Genomic DNA, 22,139 nt, shown 5'->3' with positions numbered 1-22,139 from the left:
GTTAGGATGTCTAATGAAATATTAATAGAAGTAAAGAATTTGAAAAAATATTTTTCAGTCAAAAGTGAATTTTTAAGTAAGGGAAAAAAATATGTCAAAGCTGTTGATGGGGTTTCATTTAATATTAGAAAAGGAGAAACTTTTGGGCTTGTTGGTGAATCAGGATGTGGGAAGTCGACTCTTGGAAGAACTATAACAAGACTCTATGATGTAACAGAAGGAGATATACTTTTTGAGGGAACTGATATAGCAAAATTGCCTAAAAAAGAAATGAAAAACTTTTATAGTAAAATTCAAACTATATTTCAAGACCCATATTCATCTTTAAATCCTAATATGACTGTAAGAGAGTTAGTGAATGAGCCTTTAACTTTACATACTAACTTAAATAAGGATGAGAGAAATGAAAAGATAGAAAAGTTATTAGAAATGGTTGGATTATCAAAAGCAGATATGGATAAGTATCCTTATGAATTTAGTGGAGGTCAAAGACAGAGAATAGGTATCGCGAGAGCTATATCAACTGAGCCGGACTTTATTCTTTGTGATGAACCAATTTCAGCATTAGATGTATCTATTCAAGCGCAAGTTATAAATATGTTAGAAGACCTGCAAAAAGAATTAAAACTCACATATCTTTTTGTTGCACATGATTTATCAATGGTAAAGCATATTTCAGATAGAATTGGAGTAATGTATCTTGGTAAGATAGTAGAAATATCAGATAGTAATGAATTATATAAAAATCCATTACATCCATATACAAAAGGACTTCTGTCAGCGATACCAGTTCCTGATCCAAAGAAATCAAGGGAATCAGATATTAGTTTAATAAAAGGTGATGTTCCAAGTCCAATAGATATTCCAACAGGATGTAGATTCCATACTAGATGTCCTTATGCCACAGAGAAGTGCAAGACTGTTGAGCCTGAAATGAAAGAAATAGAGAAGAATCATTTTGTAAGTTGTCATTTATATTAATAATTCTCAATTTTTAATATTTTGAAAAGAATTGAAATATTTAGTTATTGACAGTAGTAGGAAATAGATGTAAAATGTATATAAAATTAAATAAATACCTCACTTAGCAGTGGGGTAGAGGCGCAAAATTTAACAGTCTTTAGTGGAGCTTGAGAATGCTATGAAGCTATTGAGAAGGAAATTTTGCCGAAGTTTGTAATATATCTCAATATTACTTGCTGGGTCTGTAATTAATAGTTGCAGGACTGTCTTGATAAACTGCCCGGTTTATCAAGTTGTGCTATCTCAAATGGGAAGATGAGGGTAAAGTATATATGAATTTATTATGAGGCTAATAGCTCAAATATTTTTAGAATATCTTATCCAGAATATTTAAGATAGCACCAACCGAATAGGTTGGTTTTTTTATTATAAAAAAGGAGAGGATATACTATGAAGAAAAAATTATCATTATTAATTTCAGCTGTAGTAACAGCTACATTAGCATTAACAGGGTGTGCCTCAAGCACAACAAATAGTTCTGAAGAAAATGTATTTAGAGTTGGAATGGAGGCTGGATATGCACCTTTCAACTGGACTCAATTAGATGATTCTAATGGAGGAGTTAAAATAGATGGAAGTTCTGAATATGCAGGCGGATATGACGTAGAAATAGCTAAAAAAATAGCTGATGGACTAGGAAAGGAATTAGTAATTGTTAAAACTGAATGGGATGGACTTGTACCAGCCTTAACATCTGGGAAGATAGATGCAATAATTGCAGGTATGTCTCCGACAGCAGAACGTAAAGAGACTATAGATTTTTCAGATATTTACTATAAATCAGATTTAGTTATGCTAGTTAAAAAAGGTAGCATTTATGAAGAGGCAGCTACATTAAAAGACTTTTCAGGAGCTAAAATAACAGCTCAATTAAACACATTCCATTATAGTGTAATAGATCAAATTCCAGGTGTTAATAAAGTAGAAGCTATGGACAACTTCCCAGCAATGAGAGTTGCACTTGAGACTGGAGTAATAGATGGATATGTAACAGAAAAACCAGAAGCAATAAGTGCACAAGCGGCAAATGAAAACTTTAAGATGGTAGAGTTTAAAGAAGGATTTACTACTTCAGAAGAAGATACAGCTATTGCAGTTGGGCTTAAGAAGGATAGTGAATTAAAAGATAAAATAAACGAAATCTTAAATGGAGTTTCAGATGCAGAAAGATTAGAAATAATGGACAAGGCGATAGAAAATCAACCAGCAGTCCAATAAAATTAAAGGGGGTAAAACTGATTTATTTTAATCAATTGCCCCTATTTTATATATAAGGAGATTAGATTATGACTATAGAATGGTTAGTTAAAATAGTTACAAATAACTGGCCCATGTTTTTACGTGGAGCTGGAATGACATTATTTATTTCAATAATTGGTACTTTAATAGGAACTATGATTGGACTTATAGTTGGGGTAGTAAAAACTATACCTATTCCAGAAAAAGGGCCTAAAAAAGTATTTTTGAAAATAGTTAATGGAATTTTATCTGTTTACATAGAATTTTTCAGAGGAACTCCAATGATTGTACAAGCAATGGTAATTTATTATGGATCAGCGGCAGCTTTTGGTCTAGATATAAATAAAATTACTGCAGGTTTAATTATAGTTTCAATCAATACAGGAGCATATATGTCTGAAATAGTAAGAGGTGGTATAGTTTCTATAGATAAGGGGCAATTTGAAGCAGCTCATGCTGTTGGAATGAATCACTTTCAAACTATGATTAATGTAGTTTTACCACAAGTAATTAGAAATATATTACCAGCAACAGGTAATGAATTTGTAATTAATATAAAGGATACTTCAGTATTGAATGTTATATCAGTATCAGAACTATTCTTCCAAACTAAATCTATAGCAGGAAATAACTTTAGATATTTTGAATCTTTCTTCGTAGCATGTATTCTTTACTTTATAATGACATTTACAGTTACGAGAATACTAAGATATTTAGAGAAGAAGATAGATGGACCAGAGAATTATATAATCGCAGGAAATCAAATGCAAGTTGCTAGGCCAGAAGATATGGCTAAAAAATCTATGTAGTGGCTTAAGGAGGAATTAATATGGAAAAAATAATAGAAGTTAAGCATTTAAGTAAATCCTTTGGAGGCCATGAAGTTTTAAAGGATATTGATTTTTCAGTTAAAAAAGGCGAAGTTGTTTGTATAATAGGTTCTTCAGGCTCAGGAAAATCTACTTTATTAAGATGTATAAATTTATTAGAAAAACCGTCAGGTGGAGAAATAATATATAAGGATGAAAATATTTTAGATGATAAGCATGATATATATAAATATAGAACTAAATTAGGAATGGTATTTCAACAATTCAATTTATTTAATAACCATAATGTTCTAGGTAACTGTGTTGTTGGACAAGTTAAAGTCTTAGGAAGATCTAAAGAAGAAGCTGAACAAGTAGCTATGAAATATTTAGATGTAGTAGGTATGGGTAATTACATAAATGCAAAGCCAAAACAATTATCAGGTGGACAAAAACAAAGAGTAGCTATAGCAAGGGCACTATCTATGGAACCAGATGTTATTTTGTTTGATGAACCGACTTCAGCTCTTGATCCTGAAATGGTTGGAGAAGTATTAAAAGTAATGAAGGAACTAGCAGAAAGTGGACTTACAATGTTAGTTGTAACTCATGAAATGGGCTTTGCTAAAGAGGTAGCTGATCGTGTAGTATTTATGAATAATGGTATTATTGAAGAAGAAGGAGCACCAGAGCAAATATTTAACAACCCAATAAAAGAAAGAACACGCGAATTTTTGAGTCGTACATTAAATACAATTTAACTTTATGTGCTATCGCATAATGTAGAATGAATAATCAAAAATATAAAATTAAGGAGATGCCTAGGCAGCTCCTTTTTTAATTTTTTATAAAGTACTTATAAGGTTAAAAAATAAGAATGATGAAGTAATTTGGCTTGGAAAAACTTTGCAAAATTATATAAAAGTTAATTAAGGCGTAGTATGTACTTAGGTAATTTTATATATGGAACATTATTTAAGCGGATTCATAGTATAAATATTGTAATAAATTACTATGGAGGAGTATATGAATTCAGTTTACAGAAGGAATTTGATGGATGACGGTGAAGTTAATAATTTTCCACCACAACATCAAGATGTTCAACCTGGAATAGAAGCAATAATGAACCCAAGACCTATATTTGATAATCCTAATTATGTAGGTAGTGGAAAATTAGAAGGTAAGGTTGCTATTATAACAGGTGGAGATAGTGGTATTGGAAGAGCGGCAGCAGTTGCTTTTGCAAAAGAAGGAGCAAAAATAGTAATAGTATATTTATATGAAAAGGTAGATGCTGAGGAGACAAAGAGTTATATAGAGAAGTATGGTAGTGAATGCTTAAATTTAGAAGGAGATATATCTGATGAGAATTTTAGCAAGGAAATTGTTAGGCAAACCATTAATAGATTTGGTAAAATAGATATTTTAGTAAATAATGCAGCTGTTCAATTTTCACAAAAAAGTATAGAAGATATAACTTCTGAACAATTAGAGTTAACCTTTAAAATTAATATTTTTTCTATGTTTTATCTTACCAAAGCTGCTTTGCCTTATTTAGAACCAGGAAGTTCCATTATAAATACTACATCTGTAACATCATATCAGGGACATAAAGAGCTTATAGATTATTCAGCTACTAAAGGAGCAGTTACAACATTTACTCGCTCACTATCTCAATCACTACTAGATAAGAGAATAAGAGTTAATGGGATAGCTCCTGGACCAATATGGACTCCATTAACAGTATCTAGTCTTTCAGCAGATCGAGTAGCCGTATTTGGAACAGATACACCTATGAAAAGAGCTGGGCAACCTTATGAATTAGCAGCGGCATATGTATATTTAGCATCAGATGATTCTAGCTACGTAACTGGACAAGTTATTCATATTAATGGAGGTAGAATGGTAGGAAGTTAACAATTGCTATATTGATTGTAAAAAACACTCTATTAATAATGATTTAATTGATATATTACATTTAAAGGCTTCGAGTTAAATCGGAGCCTTTTAATATATATAGAGAGCTTATAGGAATAATAAATATACTTAAATATTAATTAAAAAATTATTCATTATCACTCAATAATAAAAGAAAAATTAGGGAATAATAGATAAGAGTAACAGTTAGTTAATTATAGGAGTGATTATATGAAATCAATTTGGGCTGAAAATTATAAAATAAGCAAAAAAGAACATAAATTAGATATTCAAGAAGCTGATGTAGTTATTATAGGTGGAGGTATAGCAGGAATATTGACAGCTTATATGCTTAAAGAAAAAAATATAAATGCTGTAATACTAGAACGTAATAAGGTATTGAAAGGAAATACGATTAATACTACAGCTAAGATTACAATACAACATAATATTATATATGATAAATTAATAAAAGAATTTGGAAAAGAAAATGCAAAGAGATATTTCCTTGCAAATCAGTTAGCATTGGAGAACTATCAACAAATAATTAGTAAGAATAATATTGACTGTGATTTTGAAGTAGCAGATGCTTATATTTATACATTAGACTCACCTCAAAAAATAGAAAAAGAGTATGAGGCAGCTATAAGTATAGGAATAGATGCCGAATTAGTAGATAGCATAGAGCTTCCATTTGAAATTGCTAAAGCTGTTAAGTTTAAGAATCAAGCAAATTTTAATCCTATAAAATTTCTAAATTATATCGCAAAGGATCTAACTATATATGAAAATACAACAGCAATAGAAATAAAAGATGATGTTGTAGTTACAGATAGAGGGGAGATTAAAGCTAAAAGTATAGTAGTAGCTACACACTTTCCTATCATAAATACACCAGGTTATTATTTCTTAAGAATGCATCAGGAAAGAGAATACGTTATGGCATTAAAAAATGCTCAGTTCTTAAATGGAATGTATATTGATGAAAAAGATGGAGGATATTCATTTAGAAGGTATAAAGATTATTTAATCTTAGGTGGAGCTGCTGGGAGGACTGGAAGTAATGAAGATGGAGGATCATATAATAAGTTAAGAGATTTAGCTAAAAAGCTTTATCCAGATTCAATAGAAGAGTACCATTGGTCTGCTCAAGATTGTATTACTTCAGATGGAATTCCCTTTATAGGGGTTTATTCTAAAGAAATGCCTAATGTTTATGTAGCGACAGGATTTAATAAATGGGGAATGACATCATCTATGGTTTCAGCGATAATAATCAGTGGATTGATTAGTGGGGAAACATATGATTTTAATGAAATATTCTCACCAAGTAGATTTGATATGACTGCTTCTATAAAGAATTTAGTTAAGGATGGATTTGAAACTACATATAACTTTATAGCAGAAAAAATAAGAATTCCAATGGAAATTATAGAAAATATAAAGAATGGAGAATCTGGTGTGGTAATTTATGAAGGGAGAAAAGTTGGAGTTTATAAAAATAGTGAGGGAAGGATTTATACAGTATCTAATAAATGTCCACATTTAGGGTGTGAACTGAAATGGAATGCTGATGACTTATCTTGGGATTGTCCTTGTCATGGATCAAGATTTGATTATAATGGTAATTTCTTAGAATCGCCAGCTATTAAAGATTTAAAATATGAAGAGTAAAGAAATCTATAAAAATAAAAAAAGCTATTTTGAAGGATGGTACTTTAAACATCAAACTAAATATTATAGTATAGCTTTTATTCCAGGGATAAATATAAATAAAAATGGAGAGAAGTATGCCTTTATTCAAATTATTACAGAAGATAAGTCTTATAATATAAATTATGATTTTGAGGATTTTTACATAAGTGAAGATAAACTTACCATAAAGATAAGAGATAATATATTTTCTATTAAAGGAATTAAAGTGAATATAAAAAATAAAGATATAAGTATAATAGGGGAACTTTCTTATAATAATATTACTCCTATAAAGGGAGATATAATGGGACCATTTGCTCACTTCCCGTTTATGGAGTGCTTTCATGGTGTTTTAAGTGCAAATCATAATATAGAAGGAAGTTTATCGATTAATAATGAAGAAGTTATGTTTACAGAAGCTACTGGATATATAGAGAAGGATTGGGGGAAGTCTTTTCCAAAGACTTATTTATGGATACAATGCAATAATTTCAAGAAGAAAGATATAAGTGTTATGGTTTCTATAGCAGATATACCGTTTTTAGGATTTGAATTTAAGGGATGCATAGCTTTAGTATATTATGAAGGAAGAGAATATAGGCTAGCTACGTACAATGGAGTTAAAATAATTTCATATAATGAAAAAGGAATAATAATAAAAAGAGGTTCATATAGATTAGAAATATTAATAAAAGATAAGTCTCCACAAAGTCTTTTAGCACCAAATGGTGGAGAAATGATAAGAACCATAAAGGAAAATATATCATGTAATGCAAGTTTTAAATTTTATAAAAATGCAAATTTAATTTTTAATTTAGATAGCAATAAAACAAGTTTTGAATATGTAAGTAATTAAAAAAGGAGCTGTGGCAACAGCTCCTTAATTATTTATAGTATAAAATCAATTAATTACATTGATTTATGGAATGTTCTATTTATAACATCTAATTGTTGTTCTCTTGTTAACTTAATGAAGTTTACAGCATATCCTGAAACTCTTATAGTTAATTGAGGATATAATTCTGGATGTTCCATAGCATCTAATAAAGTAGCTCTATCAAATACATTTACATTTAAGTGTTGAGCACCTTGAGAGAAGTATCCATCCATCATTGTTCCTAAGTTATGGATTCTATCTTCAGGTGATTTTCCTAATGCATCAGGAATTATTGAGAAAGTATTTGATATACCATCTTGTGAATGCTCATATGGTAATTTAGCAACTGAGTTTAATGATGCTAATGAACCACTGTTATCTCTTCCATGCATTGGATTCGCACCTGGAGCAAATGGCTCGCCAGCTTTTCTTCCATCAGGAGTAGTACCAGTCTTTTTACCATAAACAACATTTGAAGTTATTGTTAATACTGATTGAGTGTGGTAAGCGTTTCTGTAAGTCTTATTCTTTCTGATTTTGTTCATCATGTTTTCAACTAACCAGACTGCTATATCATCAACTCTATCATCATCATTTCCATATTTAGGGTAATCGCCTTCAACTTCGAAGTCGATAGCTACACCTTCTTCATTTCTTATTGGTTTAACTTTAGCATATTTGATCGCTGATAGAGAGTCAGCACAAACTGATAATCCAGCTATACCACAAGCCATTGTTCTAAATACATCTCTGTCGTGTAGAGCCATTTGTAATTTTTCATATGAATACTTATCATGCATGTAGTGAATAACATTTAAAGTATTAACATATAGGTTAGCTAACCAATCTGTCATAGCATCAAATCTATCCATTACGTCATCATAGTTTAGATATTCACTAGTTAATGGTGCAAGCTTAGGTCCAACTTGCATTCCATACTTTTCATCTTTACCACCATTTATAGCGTAAAGTAAAGTTTTAGCTAAGTTAACTCTAGCACCGAAGAATTGCATTTGCTTACCAACTTTCATTGCAGATACACAACAAGCAATTGCATAATCATCTCCCCAGTATGGAGCCATTAAATCATCATTTTCATATTGAACTGAGCTTGTATCAATAGATACCTTTGAACAGAAATCCTTGAATCCTTTAGGTAATCTAGTTGACCAAAGAACAGTTAGGTTAGGTTCTGGTGATGGTCCTAAAGTATATAGTGTATTAAGAATTCTGAAAGAGTTCTTAGTAACTAATGTTCTTCCATCTAATCCCATACCACCGATTGATTCAGTAACCCAAGTAGGGTCTCCTGAGAATAAATCATTGTATTCTGGAGTTCTTAAGAATTTAACTAGTCTTAATTTCATAACGAAATGATCAACTAATTCTTGAGCTTCTTCTTCAGTAATTAATCCTGATTTTAAATCTCTTTCAACATATATATCTAAGAAAGTAGATGTTCTTCCTAAAGACATAGCAGCACCATTTTGGTCTTTTATAGCTCCTAAGAATCCAAAGTATAACCATTGAATAGCTTCCTTAGCATTTGTTGCAGGTCCAGATATATCGAAACCATAAGTTGCAGCTAATCCTTTTAATTCTTTTAATGCAACTATTTGATCAGAAATTTCTTCTCTTAATCTAATTACATCTTCATCTATACATCTAACTTCTAAACTCTTCTTTTGAGCAATTTTATCTTCTATTAATCTATCTACTCCGTATAGAGCAACTCTTCTGTAATCACCTATGATTCTTCCTCTACCATAAGCATCTGGAAGACCTGTGATAACACCAGATTTTCTTGCTAATCTCATATCATCAGTATAAGCATCAAAAACACCTTGATTATGAGTTTTTCTATATTTACTAAATATTTCTGAAATCTTTGGGCTAACTTCATAACCATATGCTTTTGCAGCATTTTCAGCCATTCTGATACCACCATAAGGTATTACAGCTCTTTTTAATGGAGCATCAGTTTGAACACCAACTATTTTTTCGAAAGCTTTATCTATATATCCAGCATTATATGCATTAATACCAGAAATAGTCTCAGTATCAACGTCTAAAACTCCACCATTTTCTCTTTCTTTTTTGAATAATTCACTAACTTCATCCCATAATTTTTTTGTTGCATCTGTTGCACCAGTTAAAAAACTATCATCGCCAGTATATGGAGTATAGTTTAATTGAATAAAGTTTCTAACATCAATAGTTTTAGTCCATTGACCTTCTTTAAAGTTGATCCATTCTTGCTTCATACATTGCACCCCTTTTTTAAAATTGACAAACACTCTTACATCTGGAAAATATTCTCAATAAATAATATTTATCATTTAAATTTTATCATTAAGTAATAACAATTGCAATAAAGTGTTTAAGATTTAACAATTCATTACTTTTTAAATAATACTAGTAGAGAATTAATTAAAATTAATCTCACTTTTACAATTATATAATAAAAGTATAAAATAAGTATATAGTATAACTATAATTTTTGGAGGATTTTTTATGGTTGGAGAAAGAAAGATTTGCAGATGTAGAAATGTTAGCTATTTAGATATAAGAAAGGCAATGAAGTTAGGTGCTAGGGATATAGAAGATATTATGGAAATTACAGGAGCGGCAACTTGTTGTGGTGGTTGCACCAGTGAGGTTTTATCAATATTAGATTCTGTCTGTACTTGTAATTCTGTTTCTGTAAATGAAGTGATTAGTGCAGTTAATAATGGATATAACACAGTAGATAAAGTTGGAGAAATTACAAAAGCTGGTACTACTTGTGGAAGATGTAGTTCATTAATACAAAGCATTATAGAACGAAAGAAATAGAATGATTTTATATTAAAAGGAAAAAGTAGATCTAAATTATAAATATATAGGTCTATTTTTTATTCAATTAAATTAAATAAATTTGAATAAATTTGACGTTTTATGATTGATTACCAAAAAGTTCTTGGAGGTTTTTGAATTAAAATGCTTGAAATCGATTTTAAGGCGTAGTATTATTATGACGAGGAGTGATTTTTATGTTAACAGAAGAAAGACATAAAATAATATTAGAGGAACTCACCAAAAATTCAGTAGTATATGTAAGTGAATTAGTAAAATTGCTAGATACTTCAGAATCTACAATTAGAAGAGATTTGAATTCATTAAATGAAGAAGGGAAACTTAAGAAAGTTCATGGAGGAGCTACTTTAGTTGAAAAGGAATTCAATACACAAGATGATAATTTAGAAGTAAGAGAGAACTTAAATATTAAAGATAAATCTATTATTGCAAAGTATGCTGCTAGTTTAGTAAATAAAAATGATTTTATTTATATAGATGCAGGAACAACAACGAATTTAATTATAGATTACTTAGAAGAAAAAAATGCAGTTTACGTCACAAATGGTATAAATCAGGCAAAGAAATTAATAAGTAGAGGATTTACTACTTATGTTATTGCAGGAGAAATAAAGCCATTAACTGAAGCTATAGTAGGAATAGAAGCTATAAATAGTTTGAAGAAATACAACTTTACTAAAGGATTTTTTGGAGCTAATGGTATCTCAGAATATAGAGGATTTACCACTCCTGATATTAATGAGGCTTTAGTAAAAGAAGAAGCAATTAAAAGAACTAGAAATCCATATATACTTTCAGATAACACAAAATTTAATGAAATAAGCTGTATTACATTCGCAGAAATAGATGAGGCAGTAATAATTACTACTGAATTAGAAGAGAATAGATATAAAGATAAAACAGAAGTAGTGGAGGTTTCAAAACTATGATATATACTATAACCTTTAATCCGGCTCTGGACTATATAGTAAGAGTTGATAACTTTAAGGTAGGTGAAGTAAATAGAACATCTTATGAAGAAATATATGCAGGGGGAAAAGGTATTAATGTTTCTATAGTTCTAAATAATTTAGATGTAGAGAATATAGCTCTTGGATATATAGCAGGTTTCACAGGAGATGAAATTGAAAATAGAGTAAAGAGTATGGGCTGTAAGACAGACTTTATAAAACTTAATAATGGTATGTCTAGAATAAATGTTAAATTAAAATCTAATGAAGAGTCAGAAATAAATGGTCAAGGACCAGCTATTAATGATAGGGATTTAGATGAATTATTTAATAAATTAGATTCACTGAAAGAAGGTGATATTTTAGTTTTAGCAGGAAGTATACCAAATACACTTCCAGAAAATATATATGAAATAATTATGAAAAGATTAGAAAACAAAAATATCAAAATTATAGTAGATGCAACGAAGGATTTACTATTAAATGTTTTGAAATACAGACCATTTTTAATTAAACCTAATCATCATGAATTAGCTGAATTATTTAATGTGCAATTAAAAAATGAAGATGAAATTATAGTTTATGGTAAGAAGCTTAAAGAAATGGGTGCAAAAAATGTATTAATTTCGATGGCTGGAGATGGAGCAATATTTATAACTGAAGATAATAGAGTTATAAAATCAAATGTTCCAAAAGGAAAACTTGTTAATTCTGTAGGAGCAGGAGACTCCATGGTTGGAGGTTTTATTGCTGGATATTTAAATAATAGCAATTTAGAAGAAGCCTTTAAAATGGGAGTTGCAACAGGAAGTGCTAGTGCCTTTTCAGAAGGTTTAGCAACTAAAGATAAAGTTTATGAGTTACTAAAAGAAATACTATAAAATGGAGGAATAAAAAAATGAAAATTACTGATTTATTAAATATCAAATCTATAGCAATAAATCCTAAAGTGAATTCTAAAAATGAAGCAATCGATAAATTAGTTGATTTAATGGATGCTTCAGGTAATTTAAGTGACAAAAATGAATATAAAAAAGCAGTTTTAGCTAGAGAAGAGCTTAGCACTACTGGGATAGGTGATGGAATAGCTATACCTCATGCTAAAACAAAGGCAGTTAAAAATGCTGGATTAGCAGCTATGATAGTAAATAATGGAGTAGATTATGATTCACTTGATGGGAATCCAGCAAAGATATTCTTCTTAATAGGAGCTCCAGATGGAGAAAATAATGTACATTTAGAAGTGTTAGCAAGACTTTCAACTATGTTAATGGATGAAAAGTTTAGAAATGCTTTAGAAAACTCGAAAACACCAGAAGAATTTGTAAATTTAATTGATGAGTTTGAAAATGCAAAGGTTAATAAAGTAAAAGAAGAGAGCAAAGATGGATATAGAGTATTAGCAGTAACAGCATGTCCAACAGGAATTGCTCATACTTTTATGGCTGCTGAAAGCTTAGAAGAAAAAGCTAAGAGCATGGGAGTTACAATAAAAGTAGAAACAAATGGTTCAGGTGGAGCTAAAAATGTATTAACTGCTAAAGAAATAGAAGCAGCAGAATGTATAATAATAGCAGCAGACAAAAAAGTTGATATGGCAAGATTTGATGGCAAGAAAGTTATCCAAACTAAAGTTGCTAACGGAATTCATAAAGCAGAAGAGTTAATAAATAAAGCTATATCAGGGGATGCTCCAATTTATAACCATAGCGGTTCAAAAAATTCAGATGAAGAACTTTCAGGAGAAAAGGAAAGCATAGGACGTCAAATTTATAAGCACCTAATGAATGGTGTATCACATATGTTACCATTCGTTATTGGTGGAGGTATATTAATTGCATTAGCATTCTTATTTGATGATTACAGCATAAACCCTGCAAGCTTCGGTTCTAATACACCTTTTGCAGCATTCTTAAAGAGTGTAGGTGATACTGCATTCGGATTTATGTTACCAGTATTAGCAGGATATATTGCAATGAGTATAGGGGATAGACCAGCACTTGCAGTAGGTTTTGTTGGAGGTATGCTTGCTAATAGTGGCGGTTCAGGTTTCTTAGGTGCATTACTTGCAGGTTTCATTGCTGGATATTTAGTAGTAGGCTTAAAGAAAATATTTGATAAGCTTCCTGATAGCTTAGAAGGTTTAAAACCAGTATTACTATATCCTTTATTCGGAATATTATTAATAGGTGCTATAATAACATTTGTAATTAACCCACCAGTTGGAGCTTTAAATAATGGTATTACAAATGTATTAAATAACATGGGTGGTACTAGTAAAGTATTACTTGGAGCAGTTTTAGGTGGAATGATGGCATTTGATATGGGTGGTCCTTTAAATAAGGCAGCATACGTATTTGGAACAGCATCATTAGCTAGTGGTCAATTTGATATTATGGCAGCAGTTATGGTTGGAGGTATGGTCCCACCATTAGCAATAGCTTTATGTACAACTTTCTTTAAAAAGAAATTTACAGCAAGAGAAAGACAATCAGCTTTAACAAATTATGTAATGGGATTATCATTTATAACTGAAGGAGCAATTCCATTTGCAGCAGCAGATCCACTAAGAGTAATACCAGCTTGTGTAATAGGGTCAGCAACAGCAGGTGCATTATCAATGTTCTTTGGATGTGCATTAAGAGCACCTCATGGTGGTATATTCGTATTACCTGTTATAAGCAATCCACTTGGATACTTTATAGCTTTAGTAGTTGGTTCAGTAGTTGGAATGGTAGTTTTAGCTATATTAAAGAAGAATAAAAACTAATAAATGATATTAATAGTCGCAAGATTTTCTTGTGACTATTTTTTTGTAAAAAGGAACCTATAAAAAACTCAAAAAAACAAAGAAAAACCTGAGAAGTTGTCGGATAATTCTTACTATTTAATAATAAACCCTTTGATTTAAAAGTGCATATGTAATATAATGTATTTATAGGAAATTTAATTAAATTATTTATAGAGGAGTGTGGTCATTATGAAGAGTTTAAAAGGGACAAGAACTGCTGAAAATTTAATGAAATCATTTGCGGGAGAATGTCAAGCTAGAACAAGATATACTTATTATGCAAGTGTAGCTAAAAAAGAAGGATATGTGCAAATTTCAAACATATTTATGGAAACTGCTGAACAAGAAAGAGAACATGCTAAAAGATTTTATAAATTCTTAAAGGACGACTTTGCAGGGGAAGCTATAGAAATTACTGCGGGATATCCAGTAGACTTGTATGATGATACAGCTAGAAACTTGAAAGCTGCAGCAGCAGGAGAAAATGAAGAATGGACTCAACTTTATCCTGAATTTGCAAGAATTGCTAGAGAAGAAGGTTTCCCAGCTGTTGCGGTTGCATATGAAAGAATAATTGAAGTTGAAAATATGCATGAAGATAGATATCTTAAATTACTTAAGAATGTAGAAGATGGAAAAGTATTCAAAAAAGATGAAGTGGTTCTGTGGAAATGCTCAAACTGTGGATATATATTTGAAGGAGCAGAAGCACCACAAGCATGTCCAGCATGTTTACATCCACAATCATACTTTGAAGTATATACTGAAAGATATTAATAAAGAAAGTAAAGACTTAAGGGACAACTCTCTTAAGTCTTTTTCAATAAATTATATTTTGTATAATCAATTAGTTAAGATTTGATTTTATGAATAAAATCAAAATAATAATAGTATAATTACACAAGTTTATTATAAATTTTAGAGATAGATTTAAATTAATCTTAGTTATCTATAATATAGATTATGTTTCATATTTGTATAAGTTATTATATAATTCAATTATTAGAATTTTTATGAAATTAGGAGAGAAGTAATTATGTTTTTAAATGAATTAAATAAGGAAGAAGCAATATGTTTTTTAAACTTAGTTTCAATTTTTGCTAAAGTTGATAATAAGTTTGCTAAAGAAGAAAAGATACTAGTAGCCGAGTATAAGGATGAGTTAGGAATAGTAGATGAAGAAGTAAAAGCTATGGAATATGATGACATAATTAAAATACTTAATAATTCATCAGAGAGATCGAAGGGAATAATTTATTTTGAATTAGTTGGATTAGCACTAGTAGATGGTGAATACGAGAGTGATGAAGTTGATTTCTTAGAAAAAATTGCAGCTGAATTAAAAATATCAAGGGTTAAGAGAATTGCAATAGCAAATTATTTTTATAATTTTACGGATGTGTATAACTTCACAACTGTAGATGCAAATAATAATATTGAATTATTAAGAAAACAAGCAGAGAATATTTTATAGGATTTAAGGAACACTTGATAATATCAAAATATCAAGTGTTCCTTATTTAGTTTTCATAAGTGATTATCAAAGTATGGTTAAAAATAAAGTGAACTTGAATTTAAAAAAAATTATTGGGTAAAATAACTTTAATACAAATAGGAGGTGTTATTATGAATAATAAGAATGATAATATGATTGGTGGTTTACCTGCAAATATAAATAAAGAAGTTCCAACACCTAAGAATAATGCACAATCTATTACAGCTGTAATTAAGAAATCTGGAGAGATAGTTGGATATGAGCTTTCTAATGGAGAAAGGATATCTAAAGAAGAAGGAATACTAAAGGCTAAAAATGGAGGGATTGCAGGTGTTGCAATAGGAGTTTCAAAAAAAGGAGAAGAATATTTAAGAAGTCTTCCTGATCAAGATGAAAGCAATAATTTGAGTTCATTACCAACAGTTGAATGATATATTTATATAAAGATAAAGGTATATAATATGCCTTTATCTTTTATTGTAATATTAAATAAAAATAAAGAATATATTGAAATATAAAATTTAAGTTAATGTGTTACAAATAGTTTACTATTTTACCAATATGGTTTTATTGAAAAAAATGAATACATTATGTAAAATAAATTTGGATTAAGGAATTAAAAATAAGGGAGATAAAAAATAAATTATGATAGTAATAATATTATTATTAATATCAGCTTTTTCATCATTTAAGTTAGCTGAAGAAAAAGGACAAAATAAAATTATATGGACAGCTGCAACACTTTTTGTAGGACCAGTTGTATTAGCAGTTCAATACTTAGTTTCATGGTATAATTCTAGAAACGTACTTAGATAATGAAAAGCTGTATCGGAAAGTATTCTTAAAAAGACTTTTTTGGTACAGCTTTTTTTTTATAATTTTCATAAATAAGATATAATTTTAGATAAATATGAAAATAGTGATATGTGGATAAGCATAGAAATATATGTTGAAATTGTGGAAAGTTATCCACAAAATGTGGACAACTTCGAAAAACTGTTGAAAACTTTTAAAAATAGTATTGACACAATATATATGTATTGAATGTATGTTTGTAACAATATGATGATTTTTGGTGAGTATTAGAAAGAAATGTTATATGAAGTAAAACATAAAAAAAAGTGTCTATATAGTAATAAATGAAGTTATGCACAGTTTGTACATAATGTGGATAAAAACTGTGGATAATGTTATAATTCTAAGGAAAATATAGAGATAATCATAGAATTTAAATAGTTACCTGTGGAAAACTTTCTAATTTATGGTGGATAATTATGAAAAAATATGAGAAAAATGTAGAATTAGTAAAAGGAGTATTAATATGAAGTTTGATAAAAATATTTTTGAAGGAATATTTATTAACAGACCAAACAGATTTAATGCAAAAGTATTATTGAATGGTGAGGAGATTATAGTACATGTACCTAATACAGGTAGATGTAGAGAAATATTAAAAGAAGGAGTAAAAGTATTTCTAAGAGAAGAGTTAAATCCAAATAGGAAGACTAAGTTTGATCTAATTGCAGCAATGAAAGGAAATATATTAATTAATATTGATTCGCAGATTCCAAATAAGGTAGTTAATGAGGCTTTGATAAATAAAAAAATTGAAAATTTAAACAAATATAGTGAAATCAACAGAGAAAAGACTTTTGGAAAAAGTAGATTTGATTTCAAGTTATCAACAGAAGAAGATGAAGTGTATTATTTAGAAGTAAAAGGAGTGACTTTGGAAAGTGGTGGTAAGTGCAAGTTCCCGGATGCCCCTACTGAAAGAGGTTCTAAACATATAATGGAGCTAATAGAAGCTAAAAAGCAAGGATATGGTGCAGGAATTTTATTTCTAATACAGTTGGAAAACGTGAATACTTTTTCTCCAAATGATGATACTGATCCGGAATTCGGTAAGGCATTAAGACTAGCTAAAGAAAATGGCGTAGATATTATGGCTTATGATTGTATCGTCGATAAAAAAATGATTGAAATAAATAAAAAAGTTGATATAATATTGTAATTAACCTAGTTTTTACAAGTAAAGAGGTGGAATATGAAATATAAGTTTTGCCCTATCTGTGGGAGGCGATTAGAAGAGAAGTTCAGTTGGGATGAAGGCGGTGTTCCATACTGTTCTCATGATGATATGATGTTTTTTGATACTCCTAAGCCTTGTATAATGGTTGCAATAATAAAAGATGATGAAATATTGTTATTAAAGCAAAGTTATATATATGAAAATTCAAAGGTATTATTATCTGGTTATGTTGGAAATAGCGAAACAGCTGAAGAAGCGGTTCGTAGAGAAGTAAAGGAAGAAGCGGATATAGAAATAGACAATATTAGATACTTAGGATCTGATTATGTATCAGATAAAGAAATATTAATGATAACCTTTGTTGCAGAATTTGTTTCGGGAGAAATTAAAAAATCAGAAGAAGTAGAGGGGATTGGATGGACAAAACTATCTAATGCTTTAGAAGAAATGAAAGAAGATATTATAGGAACAAAAGTAGTAAAAAAAATATTGGAATTAAAACCTAATTAATAAAAAATCAGTGGCTATAAAATAACAGCTACTGATTTTTTTATTATTAAAGTTCAGTTCTATAAATTTTTAATGTTAATATATTATTTGAATAGCTTATTTCGGCCTTATCTATCATCATTCCTACTAGAGAAAGTTCTCCATCTGATTCACACTCACCACCTAGATGCCAATAAGTTTCTTCAACTTCGTGCTGTCTTTTAGTATTTAGTATAGTAGTTAAGTTATCTAAAGTATCTCTATCAACATTGTTTACTTGGCCCCATATAAGAAAGCATGTACCAGAGTCCTCCTTATGAAGATTGACATTAATATCTTTTGAACCTAATTTGTATAGGCATGTCATTAGTTCATTAATAATTTTTAAATTTCTTTCAAAGTAGTATTTCATTTTATATAGGCTCCTTCTCAAAAATATTTATTATTGGAATTAAGATCATTGCTACAAATCCAGCAGCTAAACCGTTGTTATATAAATTAAGACCACCGTGAAGATATCCTATATTAGTAACCATATTTACATGTAAAAATCCAGCTAATATACCTACTTTATATCCAAACTTACCAGCTATTGGTGCAAGAGCTGTGGAAAAAAGTATTGATAATATTAATGATGGAGAATTAACTGGATTAATATGAAATAATGCTCCTAATATTGCCCCTATTATAATAGGAGTAATATTTTTAATATGCTTACCAAAGGCTCCAAAACCAACAATAGTAAATATTCCAGCGATAGTAGGACCATTTAGATTAGAGTTTAAAGCTAATACAAGAATTGTTGATAAAAGACACAATATGCCCATATTAAAATAGCATGTATTACCAAATAGTATATAAAAGTCACTAACTAATCTTCCAGGATGCTTAATTAATGCAAAGAAATCTTCTTTTAATGTTGGATTATTATATAGGCCTATAGCAACCAAGTAAAATGATATAATTAACAATAAAATTGAAAATATATAATTTGATTCTGTATTCCATAACAGCCTAGTTTCGAACTCTATTCCTAAAGCTCTAAAAATAGACATTAACAATGTTGCAAAAATGCCTGCTGCAAATCCTACATTATATAAATTATATCCGTTATGAGATTTTAAGCAATGGGAAGATATAGGTGCTAATATGAAGCCAGTTAGTATTCCTATTAGATAACCTAAAATAATACTTAAAGTCGTTGGAAAATAGTTAGTAAAACTAAGTTGACTAACTGTAGGGGCTAATGTTGTAGAAAGTAATGCGACTAAACTATAATTAAGAAATGGTTCTTTTTGATATCTAGAGTAAAGGTAAACGCCAGCAATAATTGGCCAAATATTTATTATATTCTTACCGAAAAATGAAAAGCCTGTAATTAACCATAGAGACATAATAGTAGCTCCATTGGGTTTAACACCACTAAACACTAAAAGTAATAAGGAAAGCAAACTGGTTAAAGCAGAATTAATAAGAGCAGCTCCAATTCCTCCAATCTCTACATAGTCAGAAATTAATATGTCAGGGCTAGAAGTTATTTTTTTAAGTCCTTGTAGAATTTCTATTGGAGAATCTAAAATAAATGCAACAATAATAAAGAATAAGTACATGACAATCAAAGTAGTATACGGGGGATATAATTTACCCTTTTTTATATCAATCACCTCTTATAAATTTTTACGTAAATACCTTATAATTAATATTGATTATATAGTCATAATTTTATAAAATAATCTAGTTATTTATATGTTAATATACTAAAAAGATAGTATAATATAATTATATTAAAAAAGATAATAGAGAGAAAGATAAAAATAGAAGGAGTTTTATATGGATGGGAAAAAAGTAAAACAAGTACCAGAGATAAAAGGAGCATTAAGAAGCCATGTAATAGAGGTTCCTTCCTGTATTAGAGATTGTAGTGGGATAAAAATCTTTGGCAAAAGAATAAAATCTTTATTATTTACAACAGATGTAGCAATTATAAAAAATACAAATGCTGATGCCATAATTGCAGTATATCCTTTTACACCACAACCTATTATTACACAAGCTTTAGTTATGGCTGCTGATATACCTGTATTTTGTGGAGTAGGTGGAGGAATTACTCAAGGGAAAAGAGTAGTGAATTTAGCTTTAGACGCAGAATTTAAGGGTGCCATGGGAGTAGTTGTAAATGCTCCAACAGCTAATGATATAATAAGAAATGTACGAGAAATAATAGACATACCAGTAATAGTTACAATAGTATCTGAATGTGAAAACATAGCGGAAAGAATAGAAGCAGGTGCTACTATATTAAATGTATCAGGAGGAAAAAATACTCCTAATATAGTAAAGAAAATAAGAGAAGAGTTCCCTAATTTTCCGATAATAGCAACAGGGGGACCGACTAAAGAAAGTATAATGAGAACTATAGAAGCAGGCGCAAATGCAATAACATATACACCACCACCATCAGGTGAAGTAATGGGAGATTTAATGGACAAATACAGAGGAGAAAATTAAATAATTAATTCATTTGCATAAATATAGAATAATTATATAGAAAAGAGTATAATAATAAATAGTATGATATTGCCACTATGGTTTACCATGGTGGCTTTATTATAATATTTATTATTTAATTGGAGGTAATGTATGAGGTTATTTGGGGCAAGCAAAATTAAAGATAATGATTTATTTATTGGGGGTATTAAGGCAAGCGATTTAGCTAAAGATTATGGAACCCCACTTTATGTAATGGATGAACAACTCTTATTAGATAAATGTAGAGGCTATGTAAATGCGTTTAGAGTTAAAGAAGAAAATAATAGAGTAGCTTTTGCTGGCAAAGCATTTTTAACAATTGAAATGTGTAAATTAATTAATAAGGAAGGTTTATACTTAGATGTTGTTTCTGATGGAGAGTTATACACAGCATATAAAGCAGGCTTTCCGATGGAAAAAATATATTTTCATGGAAACAACAAAACTTTAAGTGAAATAGAACTTGGAATTAAACTAGGTGTTGGTAGGTTTATTGTAGATAATACTAGAGAGATGGCTATAATTAATGAAATAGCAGAAAAGTACAATAAAAAGCAAGATATTTATTTAAGATTAACACCTGGAATAGAAGCTCACACTCACGATTATATAAAAACAGGTCAGATTGATTCAAAGTTTGGATTTGCTCCTGTAGGTAATATTATTATGGATGCTGTGAAGAAGGCATTATCATTATATAATGTAAACTTGGTAGGACTTCATTGCCACATAGGATCACAAATTTTTGAAACGGAGCCTTATAAAGATGCCGCTGAAATTATGATAAAATATATATATGATATAAAACAAGAAACTGGTCATTATATAGAGGAACTAGATTTAGGTGGAGGATTTGGAATTTATTATTCTGAAGGAGATAAACCGAAAGAGATAGATGATTATTGTAAGGTTATATTAGAAAGTGTAAATAAAGTATGTAATGATTTAGGAATTAAGAAACCTATATTAACTATAGAGCCTGGGAGATCGATTGTTGCAAATGCAGGAACTACATTATACACAGTAGGGGCAATTAAAGAAATACCTGGTTTTAGAAAGTATTTATCAGTAGATGGGGGAATGACTGATAATATTAGACCAGCCTTATATGGTGCAAAATATGAAGCTTTAATTGCGAATAAAGCTTTAGAGCAGATGGATGATAAGGTTACAATAGCGGGAAAGTGCTGCGAATCTGGAGATATATTGATACAAGACATAGAAATTCAGAAAGCTGAAAGTGGAGATATATTAGCTATATTATCTACTGGAGCTTATGGATTTTCGATGGCAAGTGGATATAATAAAATAACTAGAGCAGCAGTAGTTTTCGTTAGAAATAGTGAAGCTAGAGTAATTGTAGAGAGACAAAGTTATGAAGATTTAATTAAAGATGAGATATAATAATTATTTAGGAGCTATATAAAAGAATCATTG

Annotated in this window: 22 protein-coding genes and 1 riboswitch; of the genes, 19 read left to right on the top strand and 3 right to left on the bottom strand. The window is 29.7% G+C overall.

Going from position 1 to position 22,139, the window contains the following annotated elements; genetic code table 11:
• Positions 1-6 precede the first annotated feature (6 nt).
• The 7 genes from QK892_RS11795 (at position 7) to QK892_RS11765 (ending at position 7,539) form a co-directional block, all read left to right on the top strand.
• Positions 7-981 carry an ABC transporter ATP-binding protein gene (locus QK892_RS11795; RefSeq protein WP_317273737.1) on the top strand — a complete coding sequence of 325 codons (975 nt, stop codon included), beginning with the start codon at positions 7-9 and terminating at the stop codon, positions 979-981.
• A gap of 107 nt (positions 982-1,088) precedes the next feature.
• Positions 1,089-1,272, top strand: a riboswitch (Lysine riboswitch).
• A 141-nt stretch (positions 1,273-1,413) separates the two neighbouring features.
• Positions 1,414-2,241 carry a transporter substrate-binding domain-containing protein gene (locus QK892_RS11790; protein WP_317273736.1) on the top strand — a complete coding sequence of 276 codons (828 nt, stop codon included), beginning with the start codon at positions 1,414-1,416 and terminating at the stop codon, positions 2,239-2,241.
• A 68-nt stretch (positions 2,242-2,309) separates the two neighbouring features.
• Complete coding sequence (locus tag QK892_RS11785) at positions 2,310-3,071, top strand: amino acid ABC transporter permease (protein ID WP_317273735.1); 762 nt, start codon at positions 2,310-2,312, stop codon at positions 3,069-3,071.
• Between the two features lie 20 nt (positions 3,072-3,091).
• Positions 3,092-3,832: an amino acid ABC transporter ATP-binding protein gene (locus QK892_RS11780; protein ID WP_317273734.1), complete on the top strand. Its 741-nt coding sequence runs from the start codon at positions 3,092-3,094 to the stop codon at positions 3,830-3,832.
• 265 nt (positions 3,833-4,097) lie between these two features.
• Positions 4,098-4,988, top strand: a complete 891-nt coding sequence (locus QK892_RS11775) for an SDR family oxidoreductase (RefSeq protein ID WP_317273733.1) — start codon at positions 4,098-4,100, stop codon at positions 4,986-4,988.
• Positions 4,989-5,219: 231 nt separating this feature from the next.
• Positions 5,220-6,662: an FAD-dependent oxidoreductase gene (locus QK892_RS11770; protein ID WP_317273732.1), complete on the top strand. Its 1,443-nt coding sequence runs from the start codon at positions 5,220-5,222 to the stop codon at positions 6,660-6,662.
• On the top strand, positions 6,652-7,539 hold the full coding sequence (locus QK892_RS11765; protein ID WP_317273731.1) for a tocopherol cyclase family protein: 888 nt from the start codon (positions 6,652-6,654) through the stop codon (positions 7,537-7,539). The genes QK892_RS11770 and QK892_RS11765 overlap by 11 nt, the downstream gene beginning before the upstream one ends.
• Positions 7,540-7,592: 53 nt before the next feature.
• On the opposite strand, the gene pflB is transcribed toward QK892_RS11765, so the two are convergent.
• Positions 7,593-9,824 (bottom strand): formate C-acetyltransferase, encoded by a 2,232-nt coding sequence (gene pflB, locus QK892_RS11760; RefSeq protein WP_317273730.1) that lies wholly within the window; start codon positions 9,822-9,824, stop codon positions 7,593-7,595.
• 250 nt (positions 9,825-10,074) lie between these two features.
• Between pflB and QK892_RS11755 the strand changes: the two genes are divergently transcribed.
• From QK892_RS11755 to QK892_RS11710, 10 genes are all read left to right on the top strand, one after another.
• The gene (locus QK892_RS11755) at positions 10,075-10,395 is read left to right on the top strand and encodes a (2Fe-2S)-binding protein (RefSeq protein ID WP_317273729.1); all 321 of its coding nucleotides are present in this window, start codon (positions 10,075-10,077) and stop codon (positions 10,393-10,395) included.
• 197 nt (positions 10,396-10,592) lie between these two features.
• Positions 10,593-11,345, top strand: a complete 753-nt coding sequence (locus QK892_RS11750) for a DeoR/GlpR family DNA-binding transcription regulator (RefSeq protein WP_317273728.1) — start codon at positions 10,593-10,595, stop codon at positions 11,343-11,345.
• On the top strand, positions 11,342-12,247 hold the full coding sequence (pfkB, locus tag QK892_RS11745) for a 1-phosphofructokinase (protein WP_317273727.1): 906 nt from the start codon (positions 11,342-11,344) through the stop codon (positions 12,245-12,247). The genes QK892_RS11750 and pfkB overlap by 4 nt, the downstream gene beginning before the upstream one ends.
• 17 nt (positions 12,248-12,264) lie before the next feature.
• Positions 12,265-14,136 (top strand): PTS fructose transporter subunit IIABC, encoded by a 1,872-nt coding sequence (locus QK892_RS11740; protein ID WP_317273726.1) that lies wholly within the window; start codon positions 12,265-12,267, stop codon positions 14,134-14,136.
• A gap of 210 nt (positions 14,137-14,346) precedes the next feature.
• Complete coding sequence (gene rbr, locus QK892_RS11735) at positions 14,347-14,934, top strand: rubrerythrin (protein ID WP_317273725.1); 588 nt, start codon at positions 14,347-14,349, stop codon at positions 14,932-14,934.
• Positions 14,935-15,193: 259 nt separating this feature from the next.
• Positions 15,194-15,631, top strand: a complete 438-nt coding sequence (locus QK892_RS11730) for a hypothetical protein (RefSeq protein ID WP_317273724.1) — start codon at positions 15,194-15,196, stop codon at positions 15,629-15,631.
• 152 nt (positions 15,632-15,783) lie between these two features.
• Positions 15,784-16,083, top strand: a complete 300-nt coding sequence (locus QK892_RS11725; RefSeq protein ID WP_317273723.1) for a DUF3892 domain-containing protein — start codon at positions 15,784-15,786, stop codon at positions 16,081-16,083.
• A 214-nt stretch (positions 16,084-16,297) separates the two neighbouring features.
• Positions 16,298-16,468, top strand: coding sequence for a hypothetical protein (locus QK892_RS11720; RefSeq protein WP_317273722.1), 171 nt, complete (start codon positions 16,298-16,300; stop codon positions 16,466-16,468).
• A 505-nt stretch (positions 16,469-16,973) separates the two neighbouring features.
• Positions 16,974-17,666: a DNA/RNA nuclease SfsA gene (gene sfsA, locus QK892_RS11715; RefSeq protein WP_317273721.1), complete on the top strand. Its 693-nt coding sequence runs from the start codon at positions 16,974-16,976 to the stop codon at positions 17,664-17,666.
• A gap of 33 nt (positions 17,667-17,699) precedes the next feature.
• The gene (locus QK892_RS11710) at positions 17,700-18,194 is read left to right on the top strand and encodes an NAD(+) diphosphatase (protein WP_317273720.1); all 495 of its coding nucleotides are present in this window, start codon (positions 17,700-17,702) and stop codon (positions 18,192-18,194) included.
• A gap of 46 nt (positions 18,195-18,240) precedes the next feature.
• On the opposite strand, the gene QK892_RS11705 is transcribed toward QK892_RS11710, so the two are convergent.
• Entirely contained in the window at positions 18,241-18,585 is a 345-nt protein-coding gene (locus QK892_RS11705) for a hypothetical protein (RefSeq protein ID WP_317273719.1), read from the bottom strand.
• Between the two features lies 1 nt (position 18,586).
• Complete coding sequence (locus QK892_RS11700; protein WP_317273750.1) at positions 18,587-19,783, bottom strand: DUF1576 domain-containing protein; 1,197 nt, start codon at positions 19,781-19,783, stop codon at positions 18,587-18,589.
• Between the two features lie 220 nt (positions 19,784-20,003).
• On the opposite strand from QK892_RS11700, the gene QK892_RS11695 reads away from it, so the two are divergent.
• Together QK892_RS11695 and lysA are read left to right on the top strand one after the other, a co-directional pair.
• Entirely contained in the window at positions 20,004-20,681 is a 678-nt protein-coding gene (locus QK892_RS11695; RefSeq protein WP_317273718.1) for a beta/alpha barrel domain-containing protein, read from the top strand.
• A 132-nt stretch (positions 20,682-20,813) separates the two neighbouring features.
• Positions 20,814-22,106: a diaminopimelate decarboxylase gene (gene lysA, locus QK892_RS11690; protein WP_317273717.1), complete on the top strand. Its 1,293-nt coding sequence runs from the start codon at positions 20,814-20,816 to the stop codon at positions 22,104-22,106.
• Positions 22,107-22,139: the final 33 nt, after the last annotated feature.

It is taken from the genome of Clostridium lamae (assembly GCF_033043255.1).
Taxonomy (GTDB): Bacteria; Bacillota; Clostridia; order Clostridiales; family Clostridiaceae; genus Clostridium; species Clostridium lamae.
Note: the sequence above shows the minus strand (reverse complement) of the source record. Positions and strands in the feature narration are given on the sequence as shown.

Bases quoted from the DNA above. Each gene is read 5' to 3' on its own strand.
- QK892_RS11700 (WP_317273750.1), bottom strand. From the start codon at position 19,783: ATGTACTTATTCTTTATTATTGTTGCATTTATTTTAGATTCTCCAATA.
- QK892_RS11710 (WP_317273720.1), top strand. From the start codon at position 17,700: ATGAAATATAAGTTTTGCCCTATCTGTGGGAGGCGATTAGAAGAGAAG.
- pfkB (WP_317273727.1), top strand. From the start codon at position 11,342: ATGATATATACTATAACCTTTAATCCGGCTCTGGACTATATAGTAAGA.
- QK892_RS11765 (WP_317273731.1), top strand. From the start codon at position 6,652: ATGAAGAGTAAAGAAATCTATAAAAATAAAAAAAGCTATTTTGAAGGA.
- pflB (WP_317273730.1), bottom strand. From the start codon at position 9,824: ATGAAGCAAGAATGGATCAACTTTAAAGAAGGTCAATGGACTAAAACT.
- rbr (WP_317273725.1), top strand. From the start codon at position 14,347: ATGAAGAGTTTAAAAGGGACAAGAACTGCTGAAAATTTAATGAAATCA.
- QK892_RS11790 (WP_317273736.1), top strand. From the start codon at position 1,414: ATGAAGAAAAAATTATCATTATTAATTTCAGCTGTAGTAACAGCTACA.
- QK892_RS11785 (WP_317273735.1), top strand. From the start codon at position 2,310: ATGACTATAGAATGGTTAGTTAAAATAGTTACAAATAACTGGCCCATG.
- sfsA (WP_317273721.1), top strand. From the start codon at position 16,974: ATGAAGTTTGATAAAAATATTTTTGAAGGAATATTTATTAACAGACCA.
- QK892_RS11775 (WP_317273733.1), top strand. From the start codon at position 4,098: ATGAATTCAGTTTACAGAAGGAATTTGATGGATGACGGTGAAGTTAAT.
- QK892_RS11795 (WP_317273737.1), top strand. From the start codon at position 7: ATGTCTAATGAAATATTAATAGAAGTAAAGAATTTGAAAAAATATTTT.
- QK892_RS11720 (WP_317273722.1), top strand. From the start codon at position 16,298: ATGATAGTAATAATATTATTATTAATATCAGCTTTTTCATCATTTAAG.
- QK892_RS11695 (WP_317273718.1), top strand. From the start codon at position 20,004: ATGGATGGGAAAAAAGTAAAACAAGTACCAGAGATAAAAGGAGCATTA.
- QK892_RS11780 (WP_317273734.1), top strand. From the start codon at position 3,092: ATGGAAAAAATAATAGAAGTTAAGCATTTAAGTAAATCCTTTGGAGGC.
- QK892_RS11730 (WP_317273724.1), top strand. From the start codon at position 15,194: ATGTTTTTAAATGAATTAAATAAGGAAGAAGCAATATGTTTTTTAAAC.
- QK892_RS11725 (WP_317273723.1), top strand. From the start codon at position 15,784: ATGAATAATAAGAATGATAATATGATTGGTGGTTTACCTGCAAATATA.
- QK892_RS11770 (WP_317273732.1), top strand. From the start codon at position 5,220: ATGAAATCAATTTGGGCTGAAAATTATAAAATAAGCAAAAAAGAACAT.
- QK892_RS11705 (WP_317273719.1), bottom strand. From the start codon at position 18,585: ATGAAATACTACTTTGAAAGAAATTTAAAAATTATTAATGAACTAATG.
- lysA (WP_317273717.1), top strand. From the start codon at position 20,814: ATGAGGTTATTTGGGGCAAGCAAAATTAAAGATAATGATTTATTTATT.
- QK892_RS11740 (WP_317273726.1), top strand. From the start codon at position 12,265: ATGAAAATTACTGATTTATTAAATATCAAATCTATAGCAATAAATCCT.
- QK892_RS11750 (WP_317273728.1), top strand. From the start codon at position 10,593: ATGTTAACAGAAGAAAGACATAAAATAATATTAGAGGAACTCACCAAA.
- QK892_RS11755 (WP_317273729.1), top strand. From the start codon at position 10,075: ATGGTTGGAGAAAGAAAGATTTGCAGATGTAGAAATGTTAGCTATTTA.